Genomic DNA, 17915 nt, shown 5'->3' with positions numbered 1-17915 from the left:
GCAGGTCGGGGGTGGAGCGCGGCATCGGGGGTGGCGGCGCCGGGACGAAGCCCGTCCCGGCGGCGCCTTTACCGGTGCAAGGACTGAACCGCCGGTCGCGGCCGGCACCAGGGGGAAACATGATGGATACGCTGGCCCGCCACGCGGGTACTCACGGGTTGTTGGGCACGGTGCTGTTCGCCTGCTTCGCGGCCGCGCATGCGCAGGACGCCGGCGCGCCACCGCAGGCACCGGCCGATCCGGCGGTCTGGGGCGTCTATGCGGAGGTGCTGAACCGGCAGTGGCAGGCGGACGACGGTTCGCGCCTGGTCGTGAGCTGGGTCACGCCGGGCGAGGAACTGCTCGAGCGCGCCCCCGGCACCTACCGGATCCCGGCCCGGATCAGGCGCGACGCCGCCACCGGCACCCTGCGCTACCGCGAGGACGACCTGTTCACGCCCACGTTCATCGGCCGCGTGCAGCCCGACGGCAGCGTGCAGTTCGAGAACGACACCCTGTTCAAGACCGGCTTCCGCATGGTCCTGACCGCGGAGGGCGAGCTGCAGTACCAGTGGCTGAAGTTCAAGGGTGGCCAGGCCACGGTCAACCCGAAGTACAGCAGGAGCTACCGCAACCCCGACGGCGCGCCTGCGACGGCGCTGGCCGCCGCCCCGTCATTGCCGCCTCCCGCACTTCCCTCGTCCCCGCCTCCGGTCGACGCGCGGGCCGCCGCGGGTCAGGAGACGGGCACCCGGGCTGCGGCGGCGATCGCACCGGCCGCCCCCCAGGCCCCGGCCGGTGCGCACCCGGTGCGCGTGATCACGGGGAGCGAGACCCTGCAGGGCACTTTCACCCGCGGTATATCGGCCACCGATAACGAGGGCAGGTGGTACGACTGCTATCTGGTCCGCGCGCAACCGGGCGATCGATGGGAGATCAGGGTCCGGGTGCGGGAGGAGAAGGCCAGCATCCGCTTGGCGCAGGGCCCGGTCGCCGACTGCGGCCAGGCAAGCGAAATGGGCAAGACGGACGGCGTCAGCGGCAAGTCCGGCTGGTGGAGCGGCGATGGCATCCTGAACCTGCAAGCGGCGGGCGGTTACTACTGGCTGTGGGTCGCCGGTGTTCCTACTCGCAACTACGAGCTGCAGCTGGAGCGGAAGCCGGGCAAGGCCCGTGGTGGCACCGCCGTCATGCAGGCCATTCCCGCGCCCCTGACTGCCCGGCACGACGGTCCGGCGGCACCGGTCGTGGTGGATCCGCAGGTGCTGGCCCAGCGTGCCGCCGACGCGGAGCGGATATTCGCCCGGTTGGATCGCAAGGTGTTCCAGGGTGGCACCGAGTGGCAGGCGCAAGGCGAATTGCTGACCTTCGGCTGGAAGGAATACCTCTGGGATGCGCAGGCCAGGGAGCTTCGCCTGAACAGCGGCGTGGTCTGGCACCAGGGCGTCAGGCAGGCCGAGGCTCAAACGGTCTACCGGTTCGACCCGGCCAGCGGCACCTATCGCGCCGTGCGGCGTGACGCCGCCGGCGAGGTCGTCAGCGAGATGGAGTTCCGCAGCGCCGGCGCCGATGCATTCAACTTCGTGGCTTACCAGGTTGCGGCGGACAGGCGCCTGTCGCTGGCGGAAAAGGACAGGGTCGAACTGCTCGCCGATGGCTCGCAACGCTACGGGTCCGGAACGGTCTGGGTGCCGAGCTCGCGTGCGGAACTGGCCCAGAAGGTGGGGCAGGTGGCGCAGATGCAGGCGGCCCGGCGCAGGCAGCTGGCAGACGAGCGCGCCCGGCTGGCCGAGCAGCGCGCGCAGGAAGAGCAGGAGAAAGCCAGTGGCGGCGGCGGCATGTTGCGCTCGCTGGTCGGTGCGGCGGTGGTTGCGGGGATGGCCAGCGCCGGTGGCCTGGACGGCGACCAGGTGATGGGCGCGGCGCTGAAGGGTGCGCAGATCTTCAATCCCGACAGCGCCGGTGCGGCCGCCCTGGGCGCCACCGGCGACCAGGTGCTGGGCACCGGCGGTGGCGTGGCCTCGGCGGCCGGTGCGCTCGCCGGTGGCGGCGGCTATGCGACCCGGCCGAACCTGGCGACCGGCGCCTGTCCGGGCTTCACCGAGGGCAACTACCGGCAGAAGGCCGTGTCCGGCGGGGGCGACCAGCAGCTCTACGCCATGTGCGGCCAGGCCTTCGAGTACTACACGATGTACAAGCGCGCCATCGCCCAGGGCTACAGCGAAGCCGATGCCAACCGCACCTACGCCGCCCACCAGCAGTCGGCGCAGGTCGCGCAGGGCTACCTCGACAGCCACGGGGCGGACTGAGCATGCGCAGGACCATGTGGGCGTGGCTCGGGATCGCCTGCGCGTGGCTGGGCCTGCACGGCCATGCGTCGTCGCAGGAGCTGCAGTTCTTCTACTGCTATGCGCCCGATCCGGCCAGGAACACGGTCTACGTGTCGCCGGTGATGCCGATCGGTCCGGTGGAGGAACGCAGGCGCTACGGCGGGGAGTTCGTCGCCTACCTGGTGAAACAGGGTCGGCTCCCCGGGCCGGTGGCGGGCTACTGCAACATGAAGCCGTCGGCCGCGCAGGTCGCGGCCGCGCAGGCCAAACTGCCGGTGGAGACCTGCCTGGAGTGCGGCGGCGCTGCGCGGTTCGAACCGGTCGAATGGGCGCGGGCCGGCAAGGCGTCCCCGCCGCTGGCGACCGGCCTGAAGGCCGGCACGCCGGCGCCGCCGGGGTCGGGCCCGTCGATCGAGGTCCTGGATTTCGGCACGGCGCCGAAGCGACAACCGATGCTGCTCATCCTCGGCAATTCCTCCAGCGGCAAGGTCGTGGTGCTCAAGCAGCCGGACAGCGCCGCGGCCGACGCGATCGAGCGCAGGTATGCGGGGAAGGGCGGGTGGAAGCGGCTGCTCGTCACAAGCCAGGCCGGGCATGGCGCCGCGGCCTGCGCCGCCGTGGACGGGCGGATCGAGTTCTTCGTCGTGCACGAGCAGGCTTCGCAGGACGAGGCGCGGCTGAGGGCCAGGCAATACGCCCTGCAGTCGGTGGACGATCCGACGATCATCGACCTGTGCCACCCGGGATGGGATGCCGGCGCGCCGGGCGACGACGAGGAGTCGCTGCTCGACGCCGGCATCGATGCGGCCGGCCAGCGCATCCGCGAGGCCGTGCGCTGCGGCCCCGCCGACGAGGCCTGTCACCCGCGAAACCGGAAGCCGCCGACGGGCATCGGCGTGCGCGGCTGAGCGAAGGCGGTCGCACCCGGCGGGGCACGGCCGCGAGGGCTCACTCGGGCGGGGTCGCCGCCTCCGGTCGCGCCGCCTCGGGGCTGACCCGCTCGATCGTGTGCCGCAGTTCGCGGCCCAGGATCATCTTGGCGTCCTTGGCCCATACGTCCAGGCGGTCGTCGAACAGCAGCTTGCTGTTCTGGTCCGGCCAGACCAGCTTCAGCTCGCGCAGCTTCTGGATGAAGCTGCGGAACAGGCTCTTGTCGAAGAACTCCGGCGCCGACTCGGCGTAGAGCAGGCTCAGGCGCTGCGCCGACAGGTGGCACAGGCTTTCCAGCTCGGCCGCGCCGAGCGTGCCGGGGCCGTTCTTCACCAGCACCGAGATGGCGATGTAGTAGCGCTCGAACGCCTGCTGCAGGGTGTGGCCGATCGCGCGCAGGCGGAACACCTCGTCGCTCTGGCCCTGGTTGCGCTGCAGGATGCCGCCGTCGTCGTCGTTGATCTGCTGCAGCAGGCCTTCGCGCACGAACACGTCGACGATCCTGTCCACCCGCTCGGCGAACTCGTCCTCGTTCCACGGCAGGAACAGCTCGGCCTGCAGGAACGGATAGACCGTGCGCCCCAGCCGCACCAGCGTGCGCCGGCTCATGCGCCGGTTGTGCTGGAAGCAGCAGGCGATCCACGACGAGGCGGTGAACAGGTGCACCACGTTGTTGCGGAAGTACGACAGCAGCACCGCGTTGTCGTCGTCGACGTTGAGCACGTCGCCCAGCGGGTGCGGCACGCGGTTGAGCACGCCGATCTCCTCGCCGTGGGCCACGATCTCCTCCGGCGAGTGCGGGGTGACGGTGAAGCGCTCCGAATACGGCAGCTCGGCCAGCAGGGTCTTGGACAGCGCGATCTGGGCGAGCAGGTCGGCTTCGCCCATCGCGTGCTTGGGCGTGGACAGGATCGCCAGCGCCAGCAGGTTGATCGGGTTGACGTCGGCCGCGCCGTTGACGTTGACCTGGATCTGCTGCGCCAGCACGTCGACCGTGTCGGCCAGCCACGACGGCTTCTCGTCCTCGGAGACCGGCCTGCCGTCCCAGTCCGGCGCGTGCTCGGCCAGCACCTTGCCCAGCTCGATCGGCTCGCCGAAGTTCACCACCACCTGGCCGTAGTTGGAACGCAGCACCTTGGGGATGCCCCACAGCAGCGACCAGATCGACTCCTTCTCCTTGGGCTTGCCGGAGAGCTCGTCCAGGTAGCTGTTGCCCTCCATCAGCTTCTCGTAGCCGATGTAGACGGGCTGGAAGAGGACGGGCCGGGTCGGCTGGCGCAGGTAGGCGCGCAGGGTCATGGCGATCATGCCGCCCTTGGGCTGCAGCAGCCGGCCGGTGCGCGAACGCCCGCCCTCGATGAAGTACTCCAGCGAATAGCCGCCGGACACCAGCTGCGCCACGTACTCGGTGAAGACCGCCGAATACAGCGGGTTGCCGCGGAAGCTGCGGCGCATGAAGAACGCGCCGCCCTTGCGCAGGATCGTCCCGACCACCGGCAGGTTGAGGTTGATGCCCGCGGCGATATGCGGCGGCACGATGCCGCGCTCGTACAGCAGGTACGACAGCAGCAGGTAGTCCATGTGGCTGCGGTGGCAGGGCACGTAGACCACTTCGTGGCCGGGCGCGACCTCCTTGAGCTTGTCCAGGTGGTGGACGAGCACGCCGCGGTAGATCTTGTTCCACACCGGGGTGAGGATGAAGCTGGCCGAGCGCACCACCGGGTGCGAGTAGTCGGCGGCGATCTCCCAGGCGTAGGCGTGGGCCTTCTTCCAGGCCTCGGCCGGCTTGGAGCCGTCGCGCCGGGCCTGGTCGGCGATGGCCTCGCGCACGGTGTCGGCGGCCAGCACCTGGTCGACCAGCAGGCGGCGGGTCGACAGGTCCGGGCCGATGATCGCGGCGCGGATCCGGCGGAAATGCGCGCGCAGCACGCGCTGCAGCTTGCGCACGGTGCGCTCGGGCGGCAGGCCTTCCTCGACGGTCTCGCGCAGCGACACCGGTTCGGCGAAGCGGACCAGGGTGTCGCGGCCGTTGAGCAGGATCGCCAGCAGCCGGCGGAAGCGGCCGACCAGCGCCCAGTTCTCGGAGAACAGCACCGAGAACCAGCCGCTCTGCCGGTCCGGGGCGCGGCCGACGAAGATCGACACCGGCACCAGCCGCACGTCCAGCGCCGGGTCGGCGCGGTGGGCCTGCAGCAGCCGGGCCAGCGAATCGGAATGGGTGCGCTTGGCCGGGCGCTGGTCCGGGATCAGCGGCGCGGCGTTGCGGCGCGACAGGGCGACGTAGGCGCGCTTGCGCCCGGTGGGGTCGCGCGGCAGCGGCACCAGTGGCGAGGGCAGGCCGGCCTGGCGGCAGGCCTTGTCCAGGATCAGCGCGTTGGACAGGCCGTAGTCCTCGAGCACGTAGCAGACCGGGCGCGGGTCGGCGTGGATGTCCAGGTCGGCCGGCTCGAGCTTCAGCTCCAGCCACGGGTCGGCCAGCCACCCCATGAAACGGGCCCACAACGGGCGTCGCGGCGCCGTGGCCGTGCGCACGGCCACCGGCTGCGGCACCACCGCATCGACCGGAGGGACCGCATCGGGCGGCGGCGCGGCGTCGGGCCCCGGGGTGGCCGGCTCGCGCGTGGCAGCCGGAGCGCGGCCGTCCGGTCCGGGCTTGGTGCCGGGCGGCGGTTCCGGGAACGGAAAGGAATTCTGTTCAGGCATGGCGGGATTATCGCGCAGCGGCCGGCCCGGCCGGGGGCGGGGGTGCCGGCGGGGCGGGCAACGCGGGCAGCACCGTCGCCGGTGCGGGCGGAGGCTCGGCGAGCAGGGCCGCCGCATGGTCGAGGTAGTCGGTCAGGTACCAGCGGCCGTCGCGCCGGGTCAGGCTGACCACGGTGTCGATCTCGCTGCCGCCGAGCGGGTAGTGGATACGCACGGTGGCACGGTCGCCGTCCTCTTCGACCAGGCCGGTGCGCAGGTCGGACAGGCTGCGGTCCAGGTCCAGCCCGTACTCGACCAGGACCGCCTTGGCGACCGCCGCGAACGGACCCAGCCGCCGCAGGCTCTCCTCCATCCCGGCCGCGGCCAGCGCCGCGTCGCCGTCCAGCCCGGTGGCGCGCGCGGCGGCGGTGAGCCGGTCGATGGCGGCATCGGCCCGCCGCCGGTCGCCGAGCGGAGCGGTGGCCGACCAGGCGCCCAGCGCGGCGATGACCTGCGTGTAATGGCTCCGTTCTTCTTCGCTGTAGCCGTCCTGGGTACGCACGTACTGGGTGCCGAACAGGGCCAGCGAACGCGCCGCGTCGCGCAATGCCGCGTCCTGTCCGGCCATCTGCCGCTCGAACGAGCGCCGCAGGTCCTGTTTCGCCGTCGGCGCGGACAGGGCCGCCAGCAGGGGGCCGATCTGGGCGTCGAGCGGCAGTTCGGTCAGCGGCCAGCGGCTGCGGCCCTCGGTCCAGGCTTCCGCCAGCTGTGCGCGTTCGGCCGCGGGCAGGGCATCGCGGGCGAACGCCGCCAGGTCGTTGCGGCGCAGGTGGTCGGCGAGCTGGCGCACCGCTCCGGCCGGCTCGCTGGAGGCACCGGGCAGTTCCGCGGGCGGAGCGTCGCGGCGGCAGCCAGCCAGCGCCAGCACGAACAGGGCGACCGCCGGCCACGGGGCCAGCCGGGTGCAGCGACGCGTGGAGGGCATGGGCGGCATCCGGGAAGTCGGCGCCGAGTGTGGCCGCAGCCCGGCCGGGTCGGCAAGGCGGGCGGGCAGAAAAAAGGGAGGCGCCTGGCCTCCCTGAATCCGGCAGCGCCGGAGGACATCGTGTTGTGGCACGGTTCCGGCCAGTGACCGGACGCGGCCATCCTAACGCCGCGATCCAGTTCAGGCAACACTTTAGATTGCTTGAATCAAATCATTGATTTTTAAAGAGTGAATTCCGAATTTCCGCCTGGATCGCCCGCGCGGCGGCGCGCGGATCGGGGGCCTGGCGGATCGGGCGGCCGACCACGATGGCGTCGGCGCCATCGGCGAAGGCCTGGGCCACGCCGACGCTGCGCTTCTGGTCGTCGCCGGCCGGACCGCCGGGGCGGATGCCGGGGCAGACGATCGAGAAGCCGGTGCCGGTGGCGCGACGGATGGGGGCCGCTTCCAGGCCCGAGCAGATGACGCCGTCGATGCCGGCGGCCCGGGCGGCCCGGGCGCGCTCGACCACGACGTCCTCCGGCGCGCCGGCGATGCCCATCGACCGCAGGTCGTCGCCGTCCATCGAGGTCAGCACGGTGACCGCGAGCAGGCGCATCCCGGCGCTGGCGTTGGCCTCGGCGGCGGCCTGCATCATCGCCGGATGCCAGCCATGGATCGTGCAGTAGCTGACCGGCCAGCGGCCCAGCCCGCGGATCACCCCGGCCACCGTGGCCGGGATGTCGAAGAACTTCAGGTCGACGAACACCCGCTTGTCGCGCGCGGCCAGGTCGTCCAGCACCTGGAAGTACTCGCCGGACGCCAGCAGCTCCATGCCGATCTTGTAGAAGCGCACGCTGTCGCCGAGGCGGTCGATCCATTCACGCGCCTGGTCGCGGCCGGGCACGTCCAGGGCGAAGATCAGCCGCTCCTCCGGCGCCAGGTCCAGCGGCGGGCGGCTCACGGCGCGACCTCGAGCGCGGCGCGCTTGGCGGCGCGGCGCGCCTCGCGCGGCTGGCGCCAGTCGTTGTCGAACAGCGCCGGTTCCCAGCTGCCGTAGGTCGGGTTGGGCAGCATCCACCAGCGCTGGCCGAACCAGCCGTCGTACGTGTCCAGCAGCGCCTGGCGGCCGGCGGGGCTGTTGTCGTGGATGCGGGCGAAGTCGCCGAGCTGGTCGCCGAACTGCATCAGCACGCGGTACGTCCGCCCCGCCAGCTGGCGGCGGCAGTCCTTCTCCGAACCGTCCTGCTCGCACCCGGGCACCACCGTGCCCAGGCCCAGGAACACGCTCTCGTCCGCCACCGGCAGGCCTTCGGCGCGCAGGTTGGCCAGGGTCGCGTCCTTCAGGTGCACGGCGCGGTTGGAGATGTAGACCAGGGTGACGCCCCGGGCATTGGCGGCGCGGGCGAACTCGACCACGCCCGGCACGGCCCTGGCCTTGCGCTCCTCGACCCACGCGTCCCAGGTCGGGTCGCTGTACTCGGCGCCGTCGCGGACCAGCCGTGCCTGGTAGGGCGAGTTGTCGAGCACGGTCTCGTCGATGTCCAGGATCACCGCCGGCTTGAGGCCGCGGGCCGCGTTGCCGCGCTCCTCCGGCACCAGCGCGTCCCAGTCGGCCTGCCGGAGCGCCGCATCGAGGTGGTCGGTCGCGGCGCGGTAGGTCTGCGCCGCGGCGGCGCGGTACTCGGCCGAGCGCTGCACCCACAGCACGGCATTGAGGTTGTCGTCGGCCGGCACGGCGGCCGGTGCAGGCGCCGTGGTTTCGTCGGGCGCCGGCGGGCGCACCGGCTGGCAGGCGGCGAGCAGGCCGGCGGCCAGGGCGGTGCAGAGCAGGGGAAGTCGCATCGAACGCGGTCTCGCGGACGGCAGGGGCCGCCAGTCTACCGGCTCGCCCGCGGCACCCGTGTTTCCAGCGCGCCCGGGGTGGCAGGCGCGCGGGGCTCAGGGGGCCACGGGCAGCCGCGGATGCAGGTCGGTGACGCCCACGTCCACGCCGCACTGGCTGAAGAGCGTGGTCGCCTGGCCGCGGTGGTGGGCCTGGTGGTTGAAGACATGCAGCAGCAGGTGCGACAGGCGGCGCCGCATCGGTTCGCCGCGCAGGTTGCCGTACGCCATCGTCGCTTCGAGGTCGGACGCCTGGAGCTGGCCGATCCACGCCACGAAGGTGTCGTCCAGCGCCTGCCGGCGGTTCCACCACGCCGCCAGGTCGGCGCACGGTCGCGCGTCGAGCGACGTGGGCGCGGGGATGCCGTCCAGCGCCTGCAGTGCGGTCCATCGGCCACTGGCGTCGTTGGCGGCGAAACGCTTGAGCCAGATCGTGTCGGCGACGACCAGGTGGTCGAGGGTGCCGAGGATCGAGCCGAAGAACGCGCCCTTCGGCGCCTCCAGCGCATCGGCGGGCAACGCGGCGGCCGCGCGCTGCAGGTTGCCGTTCATCCAGCGGTTGTAGCCGGCCAGCAGTGCGAAGTGGTCGAGCATCAGGCGTCCTCCGCGGTTTCGAACAGCAGCAGTTCCTCGTCCTTCGCCGGCAATGTGACCGTACCGGCGTCGCGCAGGCCCAGGCGCCGCAGCAGCGCGATCGAGCGCGTGTTGCCCGGCGAGACGATCGCCAGCACGCGCGGCAGCGCCAGCGCGGCGCGCGCATGGCCGAGCACCGCGCGGGCCGCTTCGAAGGCCAGCCCCTGCCCGTAGAAGCTGGGCAGGAACGCGAAGCCGATGTCCGGATCCGGCAGGCCTTCGCGCACCACCAGCCCGCACATGCCGATCGGGGGGCCGCCCTCGCGAGGCTCGACCGCGTACATGCCCAGGCCGTGGCGGGCGTAGCTGGCCATCGGGCCGTCGCGCAGGAACGCCCGGGCCTGCCCGATGTCGCGCACGCCACGGTCGCCGATGAAGCGCAGGAAGTCGGGCTGGTTGAGCAGGTCGACGATGAACCCGGCATCGCCTTCGTCCACTTCGCGCAGGCGCAGCCGCTCGGTGGTGGCGATGGTGGTGCCCATGGTCAATCGCCCAGCAGCGCGTGGATCGCGGCGAAGCCGGCGCTGGCCCGCTCCTTCTTCTGCTCCGCGTCGGCGACCGGATCGGCGCCGTCGCGCTGCAGCTCGGCCGCCGGCAGTTCGTCCAGGAAACGGCTCGGCTTGAGCCGCACCTTCTCGCGGAAGCGGCGGGTCTCGCGACTGTAGCTGAGCCACAGCCGGGTCTTGGCGCGGGTGATGCCCACGTACATCAGCCGGCGCTCCTCTTCCTCCGAGCCTTCCTCCAGCGCGGCCTCGTGCGGCAGGGTGCCGTCCTCGCAGCCGACGATGAACACGTAGCCGAATTCCAGGCCCTTGGCCGCGTGCAGGCTCATCAGCCGCACCTGGTTGCCGCCGTCGTCCTTGTCGTTGCGCGACAGCAGCGCCAGCTGCGCGGCCAGGTCGCCGGCGGTCGCGCCGCGCGGGCCGCCTTCGAACCATTCGGCCAGTTCGTCCAGGTTGGCCTTGCGCCGCTGGAACGAGGCCTCGTCCTTGCACTGCGCGCGCAGCTCGGTCAACAGGCCGGACTTCTCCGCCAGCCGGCGTACCAGGTCGGCGGCGCTGAGCCTCGTGGCGTGGTCGCGCAGGTCGGCGACGGCGTCGTTGAACGCGCCCAGGCCATTGGCCGCGCGGGGCGGCAGCTGCTGCAGCGCGCCCATCGACTGGGCCGCGCGCGACATCGGCATGTGCTTGCTCTGGGCCAGCTCCGCCAGCCGGGCCAGCGAGGTCGCGCCGACTTCGCGCCTGGGCGACTGCACCGCGCGCAGGAACGCGGCGTCGTCCTCCGGGTTGGCGATCACCCGCAGCCAGGACAGCGCGTCCTTCACTTCCTGGCGCTCGAGGAACGCGGTGCCGCCGGTGAGGTGGTAGGGCACGCGCAGCAGCTGCAGCGCCTTCTCCAGCACGCGGGACTGGTGGTTGCCGCGGAACAGGATGCAGCATTCGTTCCACGGCACCTGCTTGGATTCGTGCAGGAACGCGATCTCGGCGGCGACCTTCTCCGCCTCGTGCTCGTTGTCGCGGCACTCCCAGACCCGGATGCGCTCGCCGTCGGCCTGCTCGCTCCACAGGGTCTTCAGGTGCTGGTGCGGGTTGCGCGCGATCAGCGCGTTGGCCGCGCGCAGCACGCGGTTGGAGCAGCGGTAGTTCTGCTCGAGCTTGATCACCTGCAGCGCCGGGTAGTCGCGCTCCATCTGCTGCAGGTTCTCCGGGTTGGCGCCGCGCCAGGCGTAGATGCTCTGGTCGTCGTCGCCCACGCAGGTGAAGTTGCCCTTCGGCCCGGCGATCGCCTTGAGCAGGCGGTACTGGGCGTCGTTGGTGTCCTGGCACTCGTCGACCAGCAGGTAGCCGATCCGCTCGCGCCAGCCGGCCACGACCTCGGCGTTCTCCTCGAGGATCTGCACCGGCAGGCGGATCAGGTCGTCGAAGTCGACCGCGTTGAACGAGGCCAGCCGCGCCTGGTAGCGCGCGTACAGCTTCGCCGCCTCCATCTCGCGGGTGGAACGCGCCGCGGCCAGCGCCTGCTCCGGCGACAGGCCGGCGTTCTTGGCGCGCGAGATCAGGTTCTTCGCGTCTTCGACCGCATCGGGCTTGGCGCCCGGCATCAGGTCCTTGACCTGGGCGGCGCTGTCGTCGGCGTCGAAGATCGAGAAGCCGCGCTTGAGCCCGGCCGCGGCGTGCTCGATCTGCAGGAACTTCAGCCCCAGCGCATGGAAGGTGCAGATGGTCAGCCCTTCGGCCGCGTCGCCCCTGATCCGCTTGGCCACGCGCTCGCGCATCTCCTTCGCCGACTTGTTGGTGAAGGTGATCGCGGCGATGCGCCGGGCCGGATAGCGGCCGGTGCCGACCAGGTGGGCGATCTTCTCGACGATGACCCGGGTCTTGCCGCTGCCGGCGCCCGCCAGGACCAGCAGCGGGCCCTGGTCGTGCAGCACGGCGGCGCGTTGGGGGGGATTGAGCATCGGACTGCGGGGACGTGCGCCGGGGTGGCGAAGTCTACTATGGCCGCCCGCCCCCCCCTTCCGCGTCGGCCGGTGAGCCGCGCCGGATGTGCCCCTTTGGCTTACTTGCACAGGCGCCGGACACGGCGCTATTACATGCGCACCGGCCCCCGGCCCTGGCGAGAAGCGCCCATGATCAGGTCAGTGCTCATCGTGTTCCTGTTGGGGGTGGCCCCGCCCGCGCTCGCCGGCCCGGCCGGCGCGGAGGAGGCGAGGACCGTGCCGAAGGTCGATCCGGCGATCGTGATGACGGAGGGCTTCCTGTCCGCGCACCCGGACCTGCGCTGGCGGGCCGACGGCCTGCGCGCGTACGAGAAGAAGGACTACGGGCGCGCGCTGTCCTCGTTCACCCGCGCGGCCAGCTTCGCCGACAAGCCGGCGCAGGCGCTGGTCGCGGGGATGTACTGGGATGGCATCGGCGTGGCGCAGGACCGGCCGCTGGCGTACGCGTGGATGGACCTGGCCGCCGAGCGCCTCTACCACGACTTCGTGGTGTTCCGCGAACGCTACTGGAACGCGCTGACCGAGGCCGAGCGCGAGCAGGCGGTGAGCCGCGGCAAGGCGCTCTACGCGCAGTACGGCGACGACGTGGCCAAGCCGCGCCAGGAAGCGGTGCTGGTCCAGGAGCGGCGCAAGGTGACCGGCAGCCGCACCGGCTACCTCGGCCCGCTGACCATCATCCCGATGACCGGCCCGCTGGCCGGTACCGGCATGACCTTGAGCGGCGAACAGTATTATGCCGACAAGTACTGGGAGCCCCGTGCCTACTGGCAGCTGCACGACGCCATCTGGAAGGCGCCGATCAACGAGCGCGTGGACGTGGGCGACCCGGAGGTCGTGGACGGCAAGAAACAGAAGTAAGTTGCAACGGGAGGCCAGTGGCCAAGCTCTATTTCTACTACTCGGCGATGAACGCCGGGAAGACCACCACCCTGCTGCAGTCGGCGTACAACTACCGCGAGCGCGGCATGCGCACGCTGATCCTGACGCCGCGGCTGGACGACCGCGGCGGGCGGGGCGGGGTGGTGGCCTCGCGGATCGGCCTTCGCGCAGAAGGCACGCCCTTCGACCGCGACACCGACCTGGAGCGGCTGGTGGAGGCCGACCTGCAGGCCCATGGGCCGCTGGGCTGCGTGCTGGTGGACGAGGCGCAGTTCCTCAGCCGTGCCCAGGTCTGGCAGCTCAGCGAAGTGGTCGACCGGATCCGCATCCCGGTGCTGTGCTACGGCCTGCGCACCGACTTCCGCGGCGAACTGTTCGAGGGCAGCCAGTACCTGCTGGCCTGGGCCGACGAGCTGGAGGAGATCAAGACGATCTGCCACAGCGGCAAGAAGGCGACCATGAACGTGCGCGTCGATGCGCAGGGCCGGGCCGTGCTCGACGGCCCGCAGGTGGAGATCGGCGGCAACGAACGCTACGTTTCGGTCAGCCGCCCGGAGTTCAAGAAGGTCATGCGCGGCGAAGGCACGATCGAGCCTCTGCAGGCGCCCCTGCTGTAGGGCGCCTGCCGGCCGGGCGCGTCAGTACAGCCGGCGCTCGGCTGGCGGCGGCGGGTTCCACTGGTACAGCCAGGTCTCGCTGAGCGCGCGGCCTTCGTGGCGCAGGTACAGGCGCAGGTCGATCTGGGCGGTGGAATCGTCTTCCGGATACACGTCGAACATCGCCCGGTAGCCCTCGACCGCATGCAGCGGCCGCGCCGAGACGGTGTCCAGGCGGCCACGGCTGGTTTCCACCACCGCCTCCACCGTGGCGTTGCGCGCGGCCAGCGCGGCCAGTTCGCCACCGGCGAAATCCACCGCGAAGCGCTGCGAGAAATGGTCGCGCTTGAAGCCGATCACCCCGCCCAGGCCGGTGCGGGTGGCGACGGTCCTGGCCAGCGGCGGCTGCACCGGTGGCTGCTCGCCCCAGTACAGGCGGTAGCCGTACAGCAGTTCCTCGCCGGCTTGCGGCTTCTTTTCCGGGTTCCAGAACGCGACGATGTTGTCGAAGGTCTCGTCGATGGTCGGGATCTCCACCAGCTGCACCGAGCCCCTGCCCCAGCCCTGCTTGGGTTCGACCCACAGGCTCGGGCGCTTCTCGTAGAACACGCCGTCGTCCTGGTAATGGTCGAAGTCGCGGTCGCGCTGCAGCAGGCCGAAGCCGCGCGGGTTGTCGTCGGCGAACGCGTTGAAGCGCAGGTGCGCCGGGTTGCCGAGCGGGCGCCAGATCCACTCGCCGTTGCCGCTGTGCATGGCCAGGCCGTCGCTGTCGTGGATCTCCGCGCGCCAGTCCCAGTCCATGCGCCGGTCGTTCTCGCCGACCTGGTACATGCTGGTCGCCGGCGCGATGCCGATGCGTTCGATCTCCCTGCGCGGGTACAGCGCCGCGTCCACGTCCATCACCAGCGGCTCGCCCTTGGTGATGGCGAAGCGGTACGCGCCGGCCACGCTCGGCGAATCCAGCAGTGCGTAGACCACCACCGTCTCCGAGCCCGGGGCCGGGCGCTCGAGCCAGAACGCGGTGAAGTCGGGAAACTCCTCCGGCCGCGGCATGCCGGTGTCGATCGCCAGGCCGCGCGCGGACAGGCCGTACTGCATGCTCGAACCGACCGCGCGGAAATAGCTGGCGCCGAGGAAGGCCGCCCAGTCGCGGCGGATGTCGTCGGGCGAGTTGAGGCGGAACCCGGCGAATCCCAGGTCCTTAGGCAACGCCTTGCCTTTCAGCCCGCTCCTGCCGAAGTCGAACATCGCCGGGTCGTAGGCCAGTTCCTGGGCCTGGCCGCCGGCGACCTCGAACATCCGCACCGGCCGCTTGAAGTAGATGCCCAGGTGGAAGAATTTGGCCTGGAACTTCGAGCCGGGCACATCGCCCCACAAGGCATGGTCCTGGCGGAAGCCGATGGACTGGTACTGGTCCCAGTTGAGCGCCGCGACCGGCGGCGGCAGCACGTCGCTGCGCGCGGCGAACGGCCGGCCGGCCAAGGCGCGGGCATGGCCCTTGAGCCAGGCGTAGTCGAACGGATGGCGGTCGCCCAACGGCAGCGGGCTGGCCATGGCCTCCATGAGCGGAAGCGGCAGCCCGATGGCGGCGAGCGCGGCGGAGGCACGGGTCAGGAACTGGCGTCGGTGCATGGCGCGGCGTGCGTGGGGAGGCGCGCCATCTTACGCACAGCGCTCAGCGCGTCGCCCCGGCCGACGCGATCCCGTTCAGCCGCGCGTGGCATGCGAGCGCCACCGCTTCGACTTCCCGCTGCAGGCTTCCACCCTCCGGGCGTGCGCGCCGCAGTTCGGCTTCGAGCGCGAGCAGCGCCGGTTCGCCGCCGTGGCTGGCGCCGGCATGGCAACCGGTACCGGCGGCATAGGCCCGGGCTTCCCAGCGCAGGGGAGCGAACGCCGGGCCGTCGGGCAGGGTGGAAAGGAAGCCCTGCAGGGCCGAGTCGTCGCCCGCGCCCGGGGCCGCCGACGGCAGGCGCGCCAGGGCCAGCTGCGACCGCAGCGTCCTCAGGTCGTCGGCGCCATAACCGACGCGGGTGAGTTCGGCGGCGCGCTCGAGCCAGGGCCGGGCCGCGTCCGCGTCGCCGCGACCGAGCAGCAGTTCGCCCATCATCCGGTCGAGGTCGCCCACCGCCGGGTGGCTCGCCCCGAGTCGTGCGACCCGCACCCGCCGCGCCTCCGCAAGGGTGGCCTCGGCGGCCGCGGCGTCCCCGCCGGCCCGCAGGGCGAGCGCCATGTCGGCCAGGCCGTAGTCCAGGAGATGGCGGCCGTCGGGCTGGCGCCAGATCGCCACGGCCCGGCCGAAGGCGGCCTGGGCGGCGGCGATGTCGCCCCGTTCCAGCGCCAGCCGGCCGAGCGCGTCCAGGCTCAGCGCCGTCTCGCGATGGCGGGCGCCCAGCGCCGCCTCGGTGGGCCCGTGCTGGGCGAGCAGCGCCTGCGAGGCTTCGGCCAGGCGGCCCAGCTGCAGGTAGGCCAGGCCCAGCTGGCGGCGGACGGCCAGGGTCGAGGGATGGTGGGGGCCATGCAGTTCGATCGCCAGGGCCAGCCCGGGGCGCAGCGCGGCTTCGGCCTCGGCGGCCTGGCCGCGGTCCAGGTAGAGGACGCCCAGGCTGCGGCGGATGTCGACCATCAGCGGATGGCGGTCCCCCAGCCGCGCGCGCAGCTGGCGCTGCGCGGCCAGGAACTGCTCGATGGCCGCGCCCGTACGCGCCGCGTCGCTTTCCAGTGCGGCCAGGTCGATTATCCCTTCGGCCACGCCGGCATCGTCGCGCAGCACGTCGCGGCGGATGGCGATGGCGCGCTCGTACCACTGCCGGGCCGCCAGCGCCTCGCCCAGCATGCGCCGGCACCGGCCGAACTGGATGTAGAAGTCCGCGGCCTGCTGCGGCGAGGTCGCCTCGAGTTCCTGCGCCCTGGCGGCGAGCGGCTGCATCCGCGCCACGCAGTCCTGCGAGCGGCTGAGCAGGCGCAGCACCCGCCCGTGCTGGCTGGCCGCATCCAGGCGCAGGCCGTCGGCCGCGCCCTCGTCGCCCTCGATCAGCCGCTGCTGCCGTTCCGACAGCGCCAGCGCCTCGCGGAAATCGCCGAGGCCGATGTACAGCCGCGCGATCACCCCCAGCAGTTCGGCGCGCGCGCGCGGCTGGTCCTCCAGCTCGCTCTCGCCGCGGCGGGCACCGGCCGACAGCAGCTCGCGCATGGCCATGCCCTCGCTGCGCTGCGCGCCGCCGGCATGGTCGAACAGGCCGAGCACGAAGCGCTGCAGCGCCTGCGCGCGGGCGGCTTCGTGCCGTGCCTCGTGCGCATGCCACAGGGTCAGGCCCAGGGTGGCCAGCAACGCGACCATCGCCAGCGAACCGAACGCCACGCCCCAGGCGTGGCGTTGCAGGTACTTCTGCAGCTGGTAGCCGATGCGCGGCGGCCGGGCCTCGACCGGGCGGCCTTCGAGGTGGCGCTCGACGTCGCGGGCCAGCGCCTCCACCGAGCCGTAGCGCTTGGCCGGGACCTTGTTGAGCGCCTTCAGCGCGATGTTGTCCAGGTCCCCGCGCAGGCGGCGCGCCAGGCGCCGTGCCTGCACCGGCTCCAGCTGCCCGGCCTCGGCCAGGCGCTGCACCGCCACCGACGGCCGCGGCGGCGAGACCTCCAGGATCGCCCGCTCCCACTCGGCGTCGCTCTGCCGGCGCAGCCGGTAGGGCTTGTCGCCGGCCAGCAGTTCGTACAGCACCACGCCCAGCGAATACACGTCGGTCAGCGTGCTCACCGGTTCGCCGCGGACCTGCTCGGGCGCGGCGTAGTGCAGGGTGAAGGCGCGCACCTCGGTACGGGCGTGGGTCGCCTCGACCCCGTCGCGGTCGAGCAGCTTGGCGATGCCGAAATCGAGCAGGCGCACGTCCCGTCCGGCCGTGACCAGCATGTTCGACGGCTTCAGGTCGCGGTGCACGATCAGGTTGGCGTGGGCATGGCTGACCGCCGCGCACACCTGCAGGAACAGGCGCAGCCGCGCCTCCACCGGCAGCGCGTGGTCGCGGCAGTAGTCGGTCAGCGGCACGCCTTCGACGTACTCCAGCACCAGGTAGGGCTGGTCGCCTTCGCCGATCCCCGCGTCGAGCAGGCGCGCGATGTTGGGATGCTGCAGCCGCGCCAGGATCTCGCGTTCGCGGGAGAAGCGCAGGCGCAGGTTGGGGTCGGCATAGCCGGGGCGCAGCAGCTTCAGCGCCAGCTGGCGCCGGTACAGCCCGTCGGCGCGCTCGGCGAGCCAGACCTGGCCCATGCCGCCCTCGCCCAGCAGGCGTTCGAGCTGGTAGGGCCCCAGCCGCGTGCCTTCGCGCGAGGCCGGGCGCGTGCCCGGCAACGGGTCATGGAGGAAGTCGGGGTCGGTGTCCTCGGCGGCGAGCAGCGCCTTGAGCTCGGCGGCCAGCGCCGGTTCGGTGGCGCGCAGGCGCTCGAGCTCGTCCAGGCGACCGGCCGGAGGCAGGTCGAGGAGGGCGTCGAGCAGCGGCGACAGGCGCTGCCAGCGCTCGGCGTCCATGGCTGCCGTCCGCTCCGGC

The 17915-nt window shown here is 72.1% G+C and carries 13 protein-coding genes; 4 read left to right on the top strand and 9 right to left on the bottom strand.

Annotated features, from left to right (window positions below):
- Positions 1-122 precede the first annotated feature (122 nt).
- Positions 123-2288 (top strand): hypothetical protein, encoded by a 2166-nt coding sequence (locus ACA089_RS11620; protein ID WP_372016948.1) that lies wholly within the window; start codon positions 123-125, stop codon positions 2286-2288.
- A gap of 2 nt (positions 2289-2290) precedes the next feature.
- Positions 2291-3217 (top strand): hypothetical protein, encoded by a 927-nt coding sequence (locus ACA089_RS11615; protein ID WP_372016946.1) that lies wholly within the window; start codon positions 2291-2293, stop codon positions 3215-3217.
- A gap of 40 nt (positions 3218-3257) precedes the next feature.
- Here ACA089_RS11615 and plsB read toward each other — a convergent pair whose 3' ends face one another.
- From plsB to ACA089_RS11580, 7 genes are all read right to left on the bottom strand, one after another.
- Positions 3258-5942, bottom strand: coding sequence for a glycerol-3-phosphate 1-O-acyltransferase PlsB (gene plsB, locus ACA089_RS11610; protein ID WP_372016944.1), 2685 nt, complete (start codon positions 5940-5942; stop codon positions 3258-3260).
- A gap of 7 nt (positions 5943-5949) precedes the next feature.
- Positions 5950-6906 carry a hypothetical protein gene (locus ACA089_RS11605; RefSeq protein WP_372016942.1) on the bottom strand — a complete coding sequence of 319 codons (957 nt, stop codon included), beginning with the start codon at positions 6904-6906 and terminating at the stop codon, positions 5950-5952.
- Positions 6907-7117: 211 nt separating this feature from the next.
- Positions 7118-7849 (bottom strand): orotidine-5'-phosphate decarboxylase, encoded by a 732-nt coding sequence (gene pyrF / locus ACA089_RS11600; protein ID WP_372016940.1) that lies wholly within the window; start codon positions 7847-7849, stop codon positions 7118-7120.
- Complete coding sequence (locus ACA089_RS11595) at positions 7846-8730, bottom strand: 5'-nucleotidase, lipoprotein e(P4) family (protein WP_372016938.1); 885 nt, start codon at positions 8728-8730, stop codon at positions 7846-7848. The genes pyrF and ACA089_RS11595 overlap by 4 nt, the downstream gene beginning before the upstream one ends.
- A 96-nt stretch (positions 8731-8826) precedes the next feature.
- Positions 8827-9363, bottom strand: a complete 537-nt coding sequence (locus ACA089_RS11590; RefSeq protein ID WP_372016936.1) for a DinB family protein — start codon at positions 9361-9363, stop codon at positions 8827-8829.
- Positions 9363-9884 (bottom strand): GNAT family N-acetyltransferase, encoded by a 522-nt coding sequence (locus ACA089_RS11585; protein ID WP_372016934.1) that lies wholly within the window; start codon positions 9882-9884, stop codon positions 9363-9365. Before ACA089_RS11585 ends, ACA089_RS11590 begins: the two co-directional genes overlap by 1 nt.
- 2 nt (positions 9885-9886) lie before the next feature.
- Positions 9887-11860, bottom strand: a complete 1974-nt coding sequence (locus ACA089_RS11580; protein WP_372016932.1) for a UvrD-helicase domain-containing protein — start codon at positions 11858-11860, stop codon at positions 9887-9889.
- 171 nt (positions 11861-12031) lie between these two features.
- Here ACA089_RS11580 and ACA089_RS11575 point away from each other — a divergent pair, with 171 nt between their 5' ends.
- Positions 12032-12760: an SEL1-like repeat protein gene (locus tag ACA089_RS11575; protein ID WP_372016930.1), complete on the top strand. Its 729-nt coding sequence runs from the start codon at positions 12032-12034 to the stop codon at positions 12758-12760.
- Between the two features lie 17 nt (positions 12761-12777).
- Positions 12778-13398, top strand: coding sequence for a thymidine kinase (locus tag ACA089_RS11570; protein ID WP_372016928.1), 621 nt, complete (start codon positions 12778-12780; stop codon positions 13396-13398).
- A gap of 21 nt (positions 13399-13419) precedes the next feature.
- Here ACA089_RS11570 and ACA089_RS11565 read toward each other — a convergent pair whose 3' ends face one another.
- Positions 13420-15009: an OpgD/OpgG family glucan biosynthesis protein gene (locus ACA089_RS11565; protein ID WP_372016926.1), complete on the bottom strand. Its 1590-nt coding sequence runs from the start codon at positions 15007-15009 to the stop codon at positions 13420-13422.
- Between the two features lie 43 nt (positions 15010-15052).
- On the bottom strand, positions 15053-17896 hold the full coding sequence (locus ACA089_RS11560; RefSeq protein ID WP_372016924.1) for a protein kinase domain-containing protein: 2844 nt from the start codon (positions 17894-17896) through the stop codon (positions 15053-15055).
- Positions 17897-17915: the final 19 nt, after the last annotated feature.

The organism is Pseudoxanthomonas fibrivorans (assembly GCF_041464125.1).
GTDB lineage: Bacteria > Pseudomonadota > Gammaproteobacteria > Xanthomonadales > Xanthomonadaceae > Pseudoxanthomonas.
The sequence above is the reverse complement of the archived record's forward strand: the minus strand, read 5'-3'. Positions and strand labels throughout refer to the sequence as shown.

What these genes read in the sequence shown, in the direction of transcription:
- ACA089_RS11575 (WP_372016930.1), top strand. Translation starts at nt 12,032, where the DNA reads ATGATCAGGTCAGTGCTCATCGTGTTCCTGTTGGGGGTGGCCCCGCCC.
- ACA089_RS11560 (WP_372016924.1), bottom strand. Translation starts at nt 17,896, where the DNA reads ATGGACGCCGAGCGCTGGCAGCGCCTGTCGCCGCTGCTCGACGCCCTC.
- ACA089_RS11585 (WP_372016934.1), bottom strand. Translation starts at nt 9,884, where the DNA reads ATGGGCACCACCATCGCCACCACCGAGCGGCTGCGCCTGCGCGAAGTG.
- ACA089_RS11620 (WP_372016948.1), top strand. Translation starts at nt 123, where the DNA reads ATGGATACGCTGGCCCGCCACGCGGGTACTCACGGGTTGTTGGGCACG.
- ACA089_RS11615 (WP_372016946.1), top strand. Translation starts at nt 2,291, where the DNA reads ATGCGCAGGACCATGTGGGCGTGGCTCGGGATCGCCTGCGCGTGGCTG.
- ACA089_RS11590 (WP_372016936.1), bottom strand. Translation starts at nt 9,363, where the DNA reads ATGCTCGACCACTTCGCACTGCTGGCCGGCTACAACCGCTGGATGAAC.
- ACA089_RS11605 (WP_372016942.1), bottom strand. Translation starts at nt 6,906, where the DNA reads ATGCCCTCCACGCGTCGCTGCACCCGGCTGGCCCCGTGGCCGGCGGTC.
- ACA089_RS11565 (WP_372016926.1), bottom strand. Translation starts at nt 15,009, where the DNA reads ATGCACCGACGCCAGTTCCTGACCCGTGCCTCCGCCGCGCTCGCCGCC.
- ACA089_RS11595 (WP_372016938.1), bottom strand. Translation starts at nt 8,730, where the DNA reads ATGCGACTTCCCCTGCTCTGCACCGCCCTGGCCGCCGGCCTGCTCGCC.
- ACA089_RS11580 (WP_372016932.1), bottom strand. Translation starts at nt 11,860, where the DNA reads ATGCTCAATCCCCCCCAACGCGCCGCCGTGCTGCACGACCAGGGCCCG.
- plsB (WP_372016944.1), bottom strand. Translation starts at nt 5,942, where the DNA reads ATGCCTGAACAGAATTCCTTTCCGTTCCCGGAACCGCCGCCCGGCACC.